Genomic DNA, 13,525 nt, shown 5'->3' on the forward strand with positions numbered 1-13,525 from the left:
AAACCCGAAGAACCACACCCCCGCCAAAGCTATGCTTTGTCTCCCCTCCCCGCAAGCTCTTAGGGGCTGGGGGTGGGGTGTATTGACTGTGGTTAGCATAACTAATTATGCGGACATGATATCAGAGAAGGGATAAATCCCTTCTGCCTTCTGCCTTCTGCCCTCTGCCTTTCTTCGATAAAAAATCTACCTAACCCCTCTTTCCAGGTGAAACGGGGATATTATGGCTATTTAACCGCACAAAATATCACTCAAATTGCCCAAGCGATCGCCCCGATACAACAATGAAACCCACAGAATCAAGCCTCAGAAGCGGCTGACGAATTCCCTCTAGAATGGCTGCATTTAAAGCAGTTTCTATCCTCAATTCTTCAGCTAGTGTCTGATCCCAACTTTCCTGATTTAGGCGCAGACGTAATTGTTCTACTCTGTTACCTAATTTCTTTTGGGCAACATTAGCGCAACTTTGGCATAAGTCAATAAAATCGGGACGATTGGCGAGTAATTCTGAAGAAGTGTTACGCACTTGATAGCAAAAGTTTTGCCATTTACTAGGGTCAACAAAATCGTCAATAATTTCTAAACGCTCTTTTGCTAAGTTGTAATCTCGTCCTTGATTACTGTTTTTATCTTTATATGGACGTTGCAGAATACTTAAGAGTGCTTTATCTTCAACAACAGATATTAGCTCATTACGACCATCAACGTAGATAGTTTCGATAGTTGGCGGAAATAGAGCATCAACCCGTCGCTGCAAGTTTTTGAATTGAGAATTATCTAGTTTGTTATCTAGTAAAACTTGTTTGACAATTCTTAAATTTGCCTCGACTACATAATTGCATTGGAAACCAAACCATTCCTTCCCTTCTTTAGCATCCCAAGATGAATCAGTGCGCCACATAGCAAAGGCTTCACCTCGATCATCCCAGTTTATATAGTTCCAGAGTGATTCGACAAATCCTTCCCCAATCCGAAAGAGTTTAATACCAGAATTCTGATTTGCTACCCGGCGATTATAAGTACCGAATTGGTCTAGATAACTATCAGAAAAACGGGTTTTCAACTCATTTATCGGCACTAAGGTACGCGTTGTTGGTTGATAACGTCGCATCTCTGATGAATCTGGGTTATTCATTGCCCTGAATCCTAAAGCGTCACAAATCCAACCTTCAATTGCTCGTTTAATTTCTAGATGACAAGCATCGTAATTATCTAAATCTTGAAAATACTGGGTTGCAATTTCATCGTTAGCGTCAATTTCATCTAAAGCATTCTGTTCGCTAATTTTGGCTATTTCCGCTTCAATTTGCTCTTGAATTGGCAAAATCGTTTCCAACAATCCAGCCCCACTTGATTCAAACAAAACTGTTTCTAATTCTGTAAGTTTCTCATCCACATAAAACTGTAGACTGGCAATTGATTGTTGGAAAATACCAAACCCATCTTTTAATACTTTATACCAAGCATTGTGAGGGCTATCTTCTAAATAGGGGCCAATCAAGGCACAAGATTGGATGCCAATTTTGCTGCCAATGCGGTCAAGTCTGCCAATTCTTTGCTCTAATTGATTAGGCGACCAAGGAAGATCAAAATGAATTAACCAATCGGCAAACTGGAGGTTACGCCCTTCTTCTCCAGAGCGATCGCAGACTAAAATAAAGCAGTTTGGGTTATTCTTGAACCTATTCAAGCCTTCCTCAACTTTATCTGGTGATTCTCCAAACTGATGGCTGGCTATTGTCTCTGCACCAAAGGTATCAGACAAATAGCGGACAACTTCTGCACAACTTTGCACAAAACTGGTAAATACAATAAATTTTGGCAGAATATCCCCAGTAATTGGCCTCCGAATTCTCTGCTGTATTCTCGTGATGAATTCGTTTTGATACTTCCGAACGTTTGCGGGAATTTTGAAGTAAGTACCTAGCTGATTCAGCAGCACTGTTTTCAAGTTTTCCGTCCGTTGTCCGTCCTCTTGAGGTTGACGAATAATTTTTAGTAAGGATTGCAGAATCTCTTCTTCACCTGAGAATTTTGGGGTTGTAGTTAAGATGCGAAGATCATCTTCTCTAAATTCCTGGATGAGTTTTGTATGAGGCTTACCAGTTAAACGGGCGGTAATTACCTGCTCTAAAATGCCTAACCAAGTACCAGAAGCTAAGAAGAACAGCAGAAAAATTCGCTGAAATTGCTTTTCATGGGGAGCAACACTACGCCATTGATTGAGGAGTTCGTGAATATCAGGCGATCGCTCGTCTAAATCATACTCTTCTTTCGGCGTGAAGTTGCGGTCAAATATCACATCTTCCACTGCCGCGCGACGGTTGCGAAGCATTCGCCGGTGTAGTCGATAGATATCGCTGACATGAACGCGAATCCCTTGGAGGATTTGCTCTTGCTCAGTAGAATTTGCTTGTAAACAATTTTCTAAATCATCCGCCAGCTTTAGTAAATACTCATCCTCAGCAAAGAGGTTTCGCAATTGCTGTAAGTTGCTTTTCAAAACCAGAGGTTCTGCACCTTCTTTAAAAGAAAGCAAAAGTTTACCAATTTGCTGACGGCTGGCAATTTTGGCGCGAAAACCTGCTAAATCACCAAGTTTATAGGTTGTGGGGTCGAGCAAGTGCAACATAGCCAGAAAATCTTGCTCATGATTGAGAACTGGAGTGGCAGATAATAAAAGTAAGCGATCGCTTTTATGAGCAAGTTCTTTGCAAGTCTGAAAACGCTGGCGTACTGTTGCATCCTTAGAGGTTGCCATTGCTGCAATATGATGAGCTTCATCTAAAATTAAGCAGCCTATCCTCGCTTTCAGGTTGATTTTATGGATATCTTCAACCGCTAGCACCGCTACCCGTTTGCCAAAATGGGAGATGTAAAATTTGTTTTCTAATTCCAGCCGCCATTGTTTGAGCAAATATTGCGGAACTATGACCACCGCCCCTTTTTTTGGCTCATCAAGGAGGAATTGACGGAGAATCGCACCCGCTTCGATGGTTTTTCCGAGTCCCACCTCATCTGCTAGCAAGTAGCGTTGAATTGGGTCTTCCAGCACCCGCCGGACGACTTCAACTTGGTGAGGATAAAGATCAATATTTGCTGAAATCAGTCCCGTCATCCCCCGACTCACAGCGCGTTGCTGAATCAAGGATTTCACGAAAGCCAATCTTTTGTCGTGGAAGTAGGGCGTTTCGTGACCCTTCATTGCTAGAGTTTGAATGGGGTCGGTGTTGGGTAAATTGCAACGAACGAAAATCTCTTCAACAGATGCGATCGCAGTTTTCTTATCTGGTAAATCAATTTGATACATTTCTGTATCTTCATCCCAGATGAAAACCCTGCCAACTATCCATTTATCCTGGGTTGGAAACTTAATGTAGCATCGAGCTTGGGGTTCAAGCTTGACTTCAGAGAGCGAATTTAAAGGTAAAGTTTTTTCAAGACGCTGCCCTACTGAGCAGAAATACTCAACGATCGCATTGGCATCAGATATTTTCGTAACTTTTCCGATACCCAAAGAGTTATTCTGGGACTGTACCAATAAACCAAGCTTAATCATAGATCCAGTCCCCTGAATACACTAAAAGAACCTTCCAGACTAGTTTTTTAGCCCATATCTGGCAGTTTTGTCGATCAACATTATAGATAATAAACTGGTATGACAGTTTTTGTGATGGCGATCGCTATGCTTTGATGAAGATACAAAGCCTATTCAAAGTCAGCCAATTTGCATTCTTACCTAAGAATACTGACTTTCGAGTATAAATTCATCTTCCGATTGATAGACTCAGGAAGTAGTTGAGGTTTCATTTAATTTTATCTGAGATGATTATGTAGCGCCATAGATTCATACTTTGCCTTGATAACACCACAATACAATTAGAAGCACGTACTTTTATTTATTATGAAAAAAATCAGAGACAACACAATTAAGTTAAATCAATTTTTAAAGTTAATGGGTATAGTGCCAACTGGAGGACAAGCTAAACTAATGATTCAAGGTGGCGATGTCCAAGTAAACGGTATGCTGGAAACCCGACGAGGGCGGCGACTAGTACCGGGCGATAAAGTCACAATAGAAGGACAGACTTTAGAGGTGAATTTGAACAACAATGAAGACCAAGATGTAGTAATAAATTTTCCCGAAGCAACCGAGTAAAGGATTTTTATCCCAAATTTAAAAGTTCCTCTTTTGCCTTGTGAGTAATGCTACAAATTTCCAACAAAGTTATTATTCCACAGAGTGATATTGAAATTACTGCGATTCGTTCGCAAGGAGCAGGAGGCCAAAATGTGAATAAGGTTTCCACGGCGATTCACTTGCGCTTCGATATTGTGGCTTCATCATTACCCGATTATTATAAACAACAGCTTTTAAAGCTGAACGATCGACGCATCACCCAGGAAGGAGTTGTCGTCATCAAAGCCCAAGAACACCGAAGCCAAGAGAACAATCGAGAGTCGGCATTGAAACGACTTCAAGAACTAATTCAAAGCGCAGTTGTAGTGACAATAAAACGCAAACCCACCAAACCGACTCGCAGTTCTCAAAAAAAGCGCCTTGACTACAAAAGTAAGCGCGGACAGGTTAAGTCTAACAGAGGGCAGGTGACAGATTGTTGATTCAACTGACATATAGCAATCCTAAATCATTTGTGAACAACGAGATCCCCGACTTCTTAGAGAAGTCGGGGATCTGAGTCTTGTGATTTTCACAAATCAAATAGGATTGCTATATATAATAATTTAGGACTAGCCCTTTCAAGGTGGGTAAAAATTTTGGTCAAAGAATCCCTCTTGACTCTGTGTTCTCTGCGCCTAATAAGGTTAGATAAATTACTTTGAAACCGCAGAGGCTATAGAGTTGCCAGTGCGTTGGGCGGGTTCCCCGACTTAAAGCAACTGGCGCAGCGCAGAGAGGAAATCAGAGATTTTCTGAGTCACCTTGAAAGGGCTATAGCGGTTCTCGGTTTAGTGAGGTACAAGAACCCCACCCCCAACCCCCTCCCCGCTCTTCGAGAGCAGGGCTGATTCATTCCCTAAAAGACCTTAATTTACAAGCGTATCAGTCAAAAAAATCAGGTTTTTAAACACTCTAATTGGGTCAAAAACCAGGCGATCGCACTTAAATTTACCGATTGAAACAGTAATTTTTCGATTACCAACTCACTAAATTTTCTGGTTGATACTCTTGACAAAATTCTGATCTGAACGAATGAAACAGCCCTGCTCTTCGAGAGGGGGCTAAGATATACCTCATATGATTAGGAAACGCTATATAATTTAGGACTTACGCATTGACAAAGACGGCCAATTGTGAGTGACCTCTCGTTACAAGGCAGAGCCTTGTAATGCTCTTGTAGTGGGCTGCTGCCTCCCGTCAAACAAGCAGGCAGCAGCCCACCTTGATCGCATTCCCAGGCGGAGCCTGGGAACGAGGCAAATCTGCTGTAATTATTGTCTCAACCAAAAGTTAAGTAATTGTAACTATTGATAGTATTAATACAAATTAAATATCGAAATATGTATTTATCTTAATGAAAAACATCCCATTTTTTGGCATAATAATATTTGAATATTTACCTATTTTAGAAAAAAAATACCTAATTTTCAGTCATTTAGTGAGTAATAATTATATTTATTTGGCATCAACACACTGAAAGCTAATAGAGCTAAACTAGATAAAAAGAAAAAGTAAAAATTAGTAATCACAATATAATAAGTGTTAACAAAATGAATTGTTGATAATTTTCATCACAGCCCAAACACTTTTTTATAGTCAACATTTCTGGCAGAATACATGGATGCGGATAATTGGACAGATCAACTACAAAAGGTACTACCCATGAGTTCGCGCGCACTGCTGTTAGTAAATCCTCATGCCCGCCAAGGGCAAAAGGGTCTGTCGGAAGCGATTCAATATCTGAAGACACTCGGCTTTGATTTAATTGAGGAGTCTACAGAAGATCCTAAACATCTTGCTGAAGTTATATTTCGCTATCAGCATGAAGTTGATTTAGTAATCATTGGCGGAGGAGATGGCACTCTCAATGCCGCAGTAGATGCTTTAGTTGATACTCAGTTGCCTTTAGGAATCTTGCCTCTGGGAACTGCTAACGATCTAGCGAGAACTTTGGAAATCCCCAATTCCCTCACCGAAGCTTGCAAAATTATTGCTTATGGCAGTTTACACCGCATCGACTTGGGATGGGTGAATGGCAAGCACTTTTTTAACGTTGCCAGTCTGGGATTAAGTGTAAAAATTACCCAACGACTTACCAAAGAAGTCAAGCGCCGTTGGGGAATATTTGCTTATGCCGCCACTGCACTGCAAGTGATTTGGGAAGCAAGACCTTTTACTGCGGAGATTGTGATCAATGGTGAATCGGTTCGCGTCAAAACAGTGCAAATTGCCGTGGGTAACGGTCGTTATTACGGCGGTGGTATGGCAGTAGCCCACGATGCCACAATCGATGACCAAAGGCTAGACCTTTATAGCTTGGAGATTGAACACTGGTGGCAGATTATATTATTACTACCCGCAATCCGAGAAGGACGACATATACATTGGCAGAATGTACGTTCTCTTCAAGGTCAAGCAATAGAGGTGTATACTCACAAACCACGGCCTATCAATACAGATGGTGAAATCACTACCTACACACCTGCTCGTTTTCGGGTTATACCTAAAGCAATAGCTGTTTTAGTACCTCCAGAAATCAGGAATTAGGAGTCATTAGATTTTAGATTTTAGATTTTCCTTCAATCCAAAATTCAAAATCTAAAATTGGCAGAGTTAGAAGTTATTCTCCCTTGATTGCAAAGTGGGAACTCGCATCAAGTCACGCCAAATGCATCTGAGATTTTCTCAAGATATCAAGTCCCTGTTGCAACGCCTAGCTGAACAACCACTCACTCTAGGTGATATTCTGGCAGAAACCTCAGAACGAGGGTTCAGCCTAGTAATTACATTATTAGTTTTGCCCTTCTTATTTCCTATGCCACCGGGATTAGCTGGGCCTTTTGGTGCTGCTTGTTTACTGTTGTCAGTACAAATGCTTTTAGGGAGGCGATCGCCTTGGCTACCAAAAAGAATCGCTAACTACAAATTTCCTCGTCCCTTCGCCCAGTTGCTTTTGCAAAATTTGGGGCGTTTTACCAAAGTTTCACAGAAAATTGCCCGTCCCCGATTGCCAAAAATAGCCCAGAATCCTTTGATTTGGCGAATTAATGGGTTTTGTATCTCTTTATTAACAATATTACTAATATTACCAATTCCGTTTACAAATCCCATCCCCACTATAGGTATTTTACTTTTGACTGTTGCCACCATCGAATCTGACGGTTTATTAATTTGCATCAGCTACGGCATTACTATTTTGATTACCTTGCTATTTGGATTTATTGGTTATGCAGTGTGGTTAGCTCCCAGTTTGCTGCCATCTATATTTAAATAATAAAAGCCCCCAACTTTAGGTTGAGGGCTGTAATTTATTAGGGTGCATCTACCATTTATTAATCCGCTTGATTTATTGCCATATCCGGGAGAATTAGATTTCTAATAACGCAACCCACATTCTGCACCCTGAACTGGCACAAGTGAGAGAAAAGCCAAAAAGGGGGAGAATATACTAAGTATAAATGCTCACGATGGGTGCTGAAGCCTTTGCTGACTGTGTTAGGGACTGACAATAAATAAATTATCCAATCTTGTGGGGTGGGCATCTTTAGGACTTACGCATTGACAGACATAACCAAATGTGCATTGCTTCTCGTTACAAGGCTCTGCCTTGTAATGCTATTCTGGGAGGCTCTGCCTCCCAGTTTGACAGGAGGCAGAGCCTCCAAGTATCACATTCCCAGGCAGAGCCTGGGAACGAGGTAGGGCAAGACTTTTATGTTAATAAGCTTGATAATCACATGATGCTGAGTTTGTAAAGTGCGTAAGTCCTAATCTTGCCCGCCAATAGCCAAAGGCGCTCATGTTGCCCACCCCACAAGAAGTAGTTGAGTATTTTTTTATAAGAAGAATTCAGAAGTCAGGAGTCAGAAAAAAGCCATGAATTCTGTACGAGTGGTTAATGAATATTGGTTAAAACCTCGCCCGAAGTCAAGCGAAAAAATTAAAATATTCTTCCTGAATTAAAACTCCATCCCTTCATGGGTGGAGTATTCTGACTCCTGTATTCTGACTCCTGACTCCTGTTTATTTGTCAGTCTCTTAGTGCAAGTTTCATCACCCTCTGGGTTCGCAGTTCCTACAATAACTCTGTGATGGAAAATAACCGTTGTCGGTCTATTTTTTGAAGCTTGATTTTTTCAGCGTAGAAAGCCTGATAATAGGATTGATAGCGCTCTGGTTCAACTTCTGGATCGGTTTGTTGCCATAGTTCCAAAAAGTGACGATAGCGTTTTTCCAGCATCACCAAATCCATGCAAGCGATCGCAGCTTGAACCACTTGCGGAGTCCGAGGTATTTCTATCTTCCATTTCTCGTTCAGATGAAACAGATGGGACACTAATCCCAAGTCTTCAGATGCTTCTAGGTATCTATTTTGCAAAGCTGATATTAAATCTAGCTGTTCGATCGCTATTTCTAAAATCTGTTGCCATAAAAATCGGTGGTGAGAAAGACTAAATTGCAAATCTCGCTCCTCTAGTTCGTCAATAATCCCTTGACGCTGTTCAGGACAATGCAAGAAAATTCGGAGTAATAATGCTTCTGCCTGTTCTAAAAGATTGCCATCGCTAGTATTTGTGAGAGCTTGACGATATACATAATCCTTTGAACTTACTGTGATCGGTTTTTTTTGTCCGATAACGGGCGTAATTTTACCTAATAGAATTTCTAGAGTTTCTTCCCGTGGACGTACCAGTCTAGCCTCTCCCAAGCTGATTATTTTAGCACAGTAAGTAATGTAGTATTGATATAGTTCGAGATTTGTAATTCGCTTTAGCAATTTCACCATCTGCTGAGTTACTTGCTGAAAATCATTAGTCTGTCTTAAGTCCCGATTATTTGTAATTTGCTGAATCTGCCAATCTAACCAAAGTGGGGCATTTTTTAGCAGTTCTCCATAATCTTCTGGGGTGTGGCTATGCAAATATTCATCAGCATCTTTGCCATCGGGTAAATTGAGAATCTTTAGCTGAACTTCGCCTTTGTATGCTAGTTCGGCAATTTCGCCGATCGCCCGTTCGGTGGCATTAGTTCCCGCTTTATCAGCATCAAAGTTGAGTACTAATTGTTTTGATTCGGTGTAACGTAATATTAACCTGACTTGTTCTAAGCTTAAAGCTGTACCCAGTGAGGCGACGGCGTTATTAATACCAACAGCGTGGAGAGCGATCGCATCAAAATATCCCTCTACCACCACGGCTTGATCGAGTTGAGAAATTCCACCTTTAGCTTGATCGAGGGCAAATAATGTTTTACCTTTACTAAAAAGTTCGGTTTCTGGTGAATTCAAATATTTAGGTTGTTCATCAGTCAAGGTTCTACCACCAAAGGCAATAACCCGCCCTTGCACATCACGAATGGGAATCATCAAGCGATCGCGGAATACATCATAATAGCCGCCTCCTTCCTTACGTGGCTTAATTAATCCCGCTTTTTCCAGTATTTGCACTGGGTAATGTTTATCTTCCACTAAATAACGATGGAGAGTTTCCCAACCTGCGGGGGCATAACCTAAACCAAATTGCTGTATAGTTTCTTCTTTGAGTTGGCGGTTAGATTGCAAATATTTAATTGCCTGTTGTCCTTGGGATTGTCTCAGGGCGTGTTGATAAAACTGTGAGGAGGTTGCCAGAACTTCATACAACTGCTCACGCAAAGATAGCTGACGCTGTAATTCTTGGCGTTGTTCGGGTTCGAGAGTTTGCACAGGTACTTGGTAACGCCGTGCTAAATCCAGCACCACATCAGCAAAAGAACGCTTTCCCAACTCCATGACAAACTTAATGGCATTTCCCCCAGCTAAACAGCCAAAGCAATAATACATTTGCTTGGTTTGGCTGACGGTGAAACTGGGAGATTTCTCATCATGGAAAGGGCACAAACCGACAAAATCCTTTCCACGTTTGCGTAAAACTACGTATTCCGAGACGACATCTACAATATCAGCCCGTAGTTTAACTTCCTCAATTGTGTCTGGGTGCAAGCGGGGGATTTGCATGGCTTTGTCATTAGTCATTGGTCATTGGTCATTGGTCATGAACTTTGGAGAAATACCAAAGGACAAATGACAAAAGACTTCTGATCGCTATTATATTCTTGTTGCTAGACCAAGAAGATGTATAGAATTGCTTACGCTTAATTTTACCAGAGGAAATACCGAGAATGGGACGTATCTTTATATCGGCTGCTCATGGAGGCAAAGAAGCGGGAGGAATCGATCCAGGTGCGATCGCGGGTGGTACAACTGAAGCTAAAGAAATGATTCTGCTACGGGATTTGATTGTCACGGAACTAAGAGCGCGGAATTTAGAAATTTTAGCAGTCCCTGATGACCTCAGTGCCACCCAAACTATCGCTTGGATCAATTCTCGTGGCCGTCGGGGTGATGTCGCCCTAGAAATTGAATCTAATGCAGCTAACAGCCCTTCTGTGCGTGGGGCTAGCGTCTTCTACATTTCTAATAATAGCGATCGCAAAAGCAATGCTGAACAGCTGCTAATGGGGTTGTTGCGCCGTGTACCCCAATTACCGAATCGGGGAGTCAAACCAGATACAGATAGTGGATTAGGTAGTTTAGTATTCTGTCGCCAGACAACGCTTCCAGCTTTGGTGATGCAAGTGGGGTTTCTCACCAATCCAGAGGATCGGGCTTTGCTGCAAACTCGTCGCCGCGATTTTGCTTTGGGAATTGTCGATGGACTAGTAACTTGGAGTCGTGTAATTGACCCCACTCCTGGAACTCCGGCAGAAGCAAATTATCCGCCAATTAATATTAATATTAATGGGCAAAGTTACACAGAACAAGGGGTTTTAGTTAATGGTAATGCTTACATCCCCATTGATTTAGTAGACCTTCTACGGATTGACCTTTCAAAAGCAGCTAATGTCAATCGAATTACTTATCACAAAATAGTTTATGTCAAAGCGATCGAACTGCGAGATTTTAAGGTTGCAGTTAGTTGGGATGCGGCAAATCGGACTGTCAGCTTGCGATCGAATTTGGTGGTTTGCCCTGGTCAATTTGACCGAGTGATGTCAAACGGTAATACCTCAGAAATACAGTTACAATTATTTCTGAAAAACAATAATGAAAATGCTTTGGCAAAGTTTCCTGACATTCCCAAACTTTATCGGGAAGAAGCAGGTATAGAGGGAGTTAACTATGATATTGCTTTTTGCCAAATGTCTGTAGAAACTGGATTTTTACGGTTTGGTGGTGATATTAAACCTGAGCAAAATAACTTTGCCGGCTTAGGTGCGATCGGTGGTGGTTCAGAAGCTGCATCTTTTCCAAGTGCCAGAATTGGAGTGAGGGCGCACATCCAACATTTGAAAGCTTACGCTAGTTTGGAACCTTTGGTACAAGAAGTAGTAGATCCGAGATTTCGCTTTGTGACACGCGGAATTGCAACCTTAATTGATCAGCTATCAGGGCGGTGGTCAGCAGATTTGGATTATGGTACGAAGATTTCAGCAATGCTCAAACGATTATATGAATCAGCAGGACTTCTTTAAGTTACGCAAGAATTTTCAAGTTCATCAATTGTTGTTAGGGAAGGGAATTAAAGAAGAGTTTCCTTCTTTGCGAGAATCTATGGCTTTTTTGGCAAACCTCTGAAATACTGTAAATTTCAGGTGGTGTTGAGTTAAAAAAGAAACATGAAAATCATTAAACCCATCACCAACTGGTTAGAAACCCGCGCCTGTGCCCCTGCTTATGGCGGTTGGGTACTAGCAGCAACCGCTATTTGTTTTTTTGGAGCGGGTATTAATACGATGGCTGGTTGGCTGTACGCCATTAGCGGCATTAGTTTTGCCCTTTTGGGTGTAGCAGCTATCTTACCACCGCGATCGCTCACAGGTCTATCCATCACCCGCCATCCCATAGAACCCGTGTCAGCGGGCGACGATCTAACAGTAAAATTAGAAATCCGCAATCAGACACAGCAGCCTGTAAGTTTGTTGCAAGTTGAGGATATGCTGCCCTTCGTCTTAGGAAAACCAGTACAAAAGGCAATCGAAACAATTCCTAGCCAAGGCAGTTACCGTTGGGTATATTACCACCCGACTCAGCGCCGGGGCGTTTATCGTTGGCAGACAGTCGAACTGGGTTCTGGTGCGCCTTTGGGATTGTTCTGGTGTCGCCGTCAACGTGATTGTGCTGCCACTGCGATCGTCTATCCGACAGTGTTACCCTTGGCTACCTGCCCCTTAGTAGATGAAATGGGACAAGAAGAGAGCAAAAGGGGCGATCCTCGTGGTAGACCCTTACAGACAGCGACAACGGGGCTGGTGCGATCGCTCCGTCCCTACCGCATCGGAGATCCCACCCGTCTGATTCACTGGCGAACTAGCGCCCGCTATGGCGAATTAAGGGTACGGGAGTTAGAAATGGTGACAGGTGGACAAGAAGTAATTATTGCCCTCGATAGTGCTAGCAATTGGGAAGAAGAAAACTTTGAGCAAGCAGTAATTGCCGCAGCTTCGTTGTACTTTTATGCACATCAACAGCAATTAGAGGTGCAACTATGGACAGCATCAACAAATTTAATTAAAGGCGATCGCTTTGTTTTAGAAACCTTAGCAGCAACTACAGCCTTAGAAGATGCCAGTTCAGTAGTTCCAAAAAGCTATCCCTTGATTTGGCTGACTCAAAACCCCCTGAGTCTTACTACCCTTCCTCAAGGTAGTCGTTGGGTTTTGTGGCCAAATATTTCTTCACCAGCAGAACCAGAGGTAATCAATAGGGATCATCCTGGTATAGTTTTGCAAAGCGATAATGCACTGCAACCCCAACTGCAAAAAACATTAAATTCGTATTAATCAATACCTTCAGCAAAAAACACATCCTAGAAGGGCTATACAAACAAAGTCTACCTTTACAGAATATAAAACTTTCAGCCCACGGAGGTAAACTTTGTTTCTGTAGCCGCAACTTCTAGTCCTTCAGGCAAAGTGCAAGATTTCATTTAACTTTGCTTTAGCTGTTTACGTCTTAATAATTGATAAGTTTATGCTTTTTTGTTACATATTTTAGAATCTACATTAGACTGCAAAAAATAAGTGTTATTGTTTATTAATTTCCTAAAGTTATGATGAAGAAACTTCAGTATAATTTATGTATAAATAAATAAACCCTGATATCCAGCAGATTTCAACTTCTCTTCTTAGGCTACGCCAACGTGAGGTACTGACTTACCCCACCCGCGCGATCGCGCACCCTCCCCTTACTAACGGAAGGGTTGGGGAGGGGAAGAATTTAATTGCAAAATACTCATCTAAACCTAATCAATCTTGTTTAGCTTGAGTAGGTTTTTCGTTCGCAGCAATCATTTGATCAATGAA

8 protein-coding genes are annotated in these 13,525 nt (G+C 41.8%); 6 read left to right on the forward strand and 2 right to left on the reverse strand.

What is annotated here, in order from left to right; genetic code table 11:
- Positions 1-247 precede the first annotated feature (247 nt).
- Positions 248-3,559, reverse strand: a complete 3,312-nt coding sequence (dpdE, locus tag V7K97_RS22410; protein WP_334803190.1) for a protein DpdE — start codon at positions 3,557-3,559, stop codon at positions 248-250.
- 345 nt (positions 3,560-3,904) lie between these two features.
- On the opposite strand from dpdE, the gene V7K97_RS22415 reads away from it, so the two are divergent.
- The 4 genes from V7K97_RS22415 to V7K97_RS22430 all read left to right on the forward strand — a co-directional run bounded on the left by V7K97_RS22415 (position 3,905) and on the right by V7K97_RS22430 (position 7,457).
- Positions 3,905-4,159 (forward strand): RNA-binding S4 domain-containing protein, encoded by a 255-nt coding sequence (locus V7K97_RS22415; RefSeq protein WP_334803191.1) that lies wholly within the window; start codon positions 3,905-3,907, stop codon positions 4,157-4,159.
- 47 nt (positions 4,160-4,206) lie between these two features.
- Positions 4,207-4,623, forward strand: coding sequence for an alternative ribosome rescue aminoacyl-tRNA hydrolase ArfB (gene arfB / locus V7K97_RS22420; RefSeq protein WP_334803192.1), 417 nt, complete (start codon positions 4,207-4,209; stop codon positions 4,621-4,623).
- A 1,222-nt stretch (positions 4,624-5,845) separates the two neighbouring features.
- Positions 5,846-6,730 carry a lipid kinase gene (locus tag V7K97_RS22425; protein ID WP_334803193.1) on the forward strand — a complete coding sequence of 295 codons (885 nt, stop codon included), beginning with the start codon at positions 5,846-5,848 and terminating at the stop codon, positions 6,728-6,730.
- A gap of 121 nt (positions 6,731-6,851) precedes the next feature.
- On the forward strand, positions 6,852-7,457 hold the full coding sequence (locus V7K97_RS22430) for an exopolysaccharide biosynthesis protein (RefSeq protein WP_334803194.1): 606 nt from the start codon (positions 6,852-6,854) through the stop codon (positions 7,455-7,457).
- Between the two features lie 801 nt (positions 7,458-8,258).
- On the opposite strand, the gene dnaG is transcribed toward V7K97_RS22430, so the two are convergent.
- The gene (dnaG, locus tag V7K97_RS22435; protein ID WP_334803197.1) at positions 8,259-10,178 is read right to left on the reverse strand and encodes a DNA primase; all 1,920 of its coding nucleotides are present in this window, start codon (positions 10,176-10,178) and stop codon (positions 8,259-8,261) included.
- A gap of 164 nt (positions 10,179-10,342) precedes the next feature.
- Here dnaG and tftA point away from each other — a divergent pair, with 164 nt between their 5' ends.
- Both tftA and V7K97_RS22445 read left to right on the forward strand, forming a co-directional pair.
- Positions 10,343-11,695, forward strand: a complete 1,353-nt coding sequence (tftA, locus tag V7K97_RS22440; protein ID WP_334803195.1) for a hormogonium tapered terminus morphoprotein TftA — start codon at positions 10,343-10,345, stop codon at positions 11,693-11,695.
- A gap of 144 nt (positions 11,696-11,839) precedes the next feature.
- Positions 11,840-13,003, forward strand: coding sequence for a DUF58 domain-containing protein (locus tag V7K97_RS22445; protein WP_334803196.1), 1,164 nt, complete (start codon positions 11,840-11,842; stop codon positions 13,001-13,003).
- Positions 13,004-13,525: the final 522 nt, after the last annotated feature.

The sequence above is a fragment of the Nostoc sp. genome, from assembly GCF_036917815.1.
Taxonomy (GTDB): domain Bacteria; phylum Cyanobacteriota; class Cyanobacteriia; order Cyanobacteriales; family Nostocaceae; genus Nostoc.

Coding starts and splice junctions, on each gene's coding strand:
- V7K97_RS22425 (WP_334803193.1), top strand. CDS start 5,846: ATGAGTTCGCGCGCACTGCTGTTAGTAAATCCTCATGCCCGCCAAGGG.
- dpdE (WP_334803190.1), bottom strand. CDS start 3,559: ATGATTAAGCTTGGTTTATTGGTACAGTCCCAGAATAACTCTTTGGGT.
- V7K97_RS22415 (WP_334803191.1), top strand. CDS start 3,905: ATGAAAAAAATCAGAGACAACACAATTAAGTTAAATCAATTTTTAAAG.
- arfB (WP_334803192.1), top strand. CDS start 4,207: ATGCTACAAATTTCCAACAAAGTTATTATTCCACAGAGTGATATTGAA.
- tftA (WP_334803195.1), top strand. CDS start 10,343: ATGGGACGTATCTTTATATCGGCTGCTCATGGAGGCAAAGAAGCGGGA.
- dnaG (WP_334803197.1), bottom strand. CDS start 10,178: ATGCAAATCCCCCGCTTGCACCCAGACACAATTGAGGAAGTTAAACTA.
- V7K97_RS22430 (WP_334803194.1), top strand. CDS start 6,852: ATGCATCTGAGATTTTCTCAAGATATCAAGTCCCTGTTGCAACGCCTA.
- V7K97_RS22445 (WP_334803196.1), top strand. CDS start 11,840: ATGAAAATCATTAAACCCATCACCAACTGGTTAGAAACCCGCGCCTGT.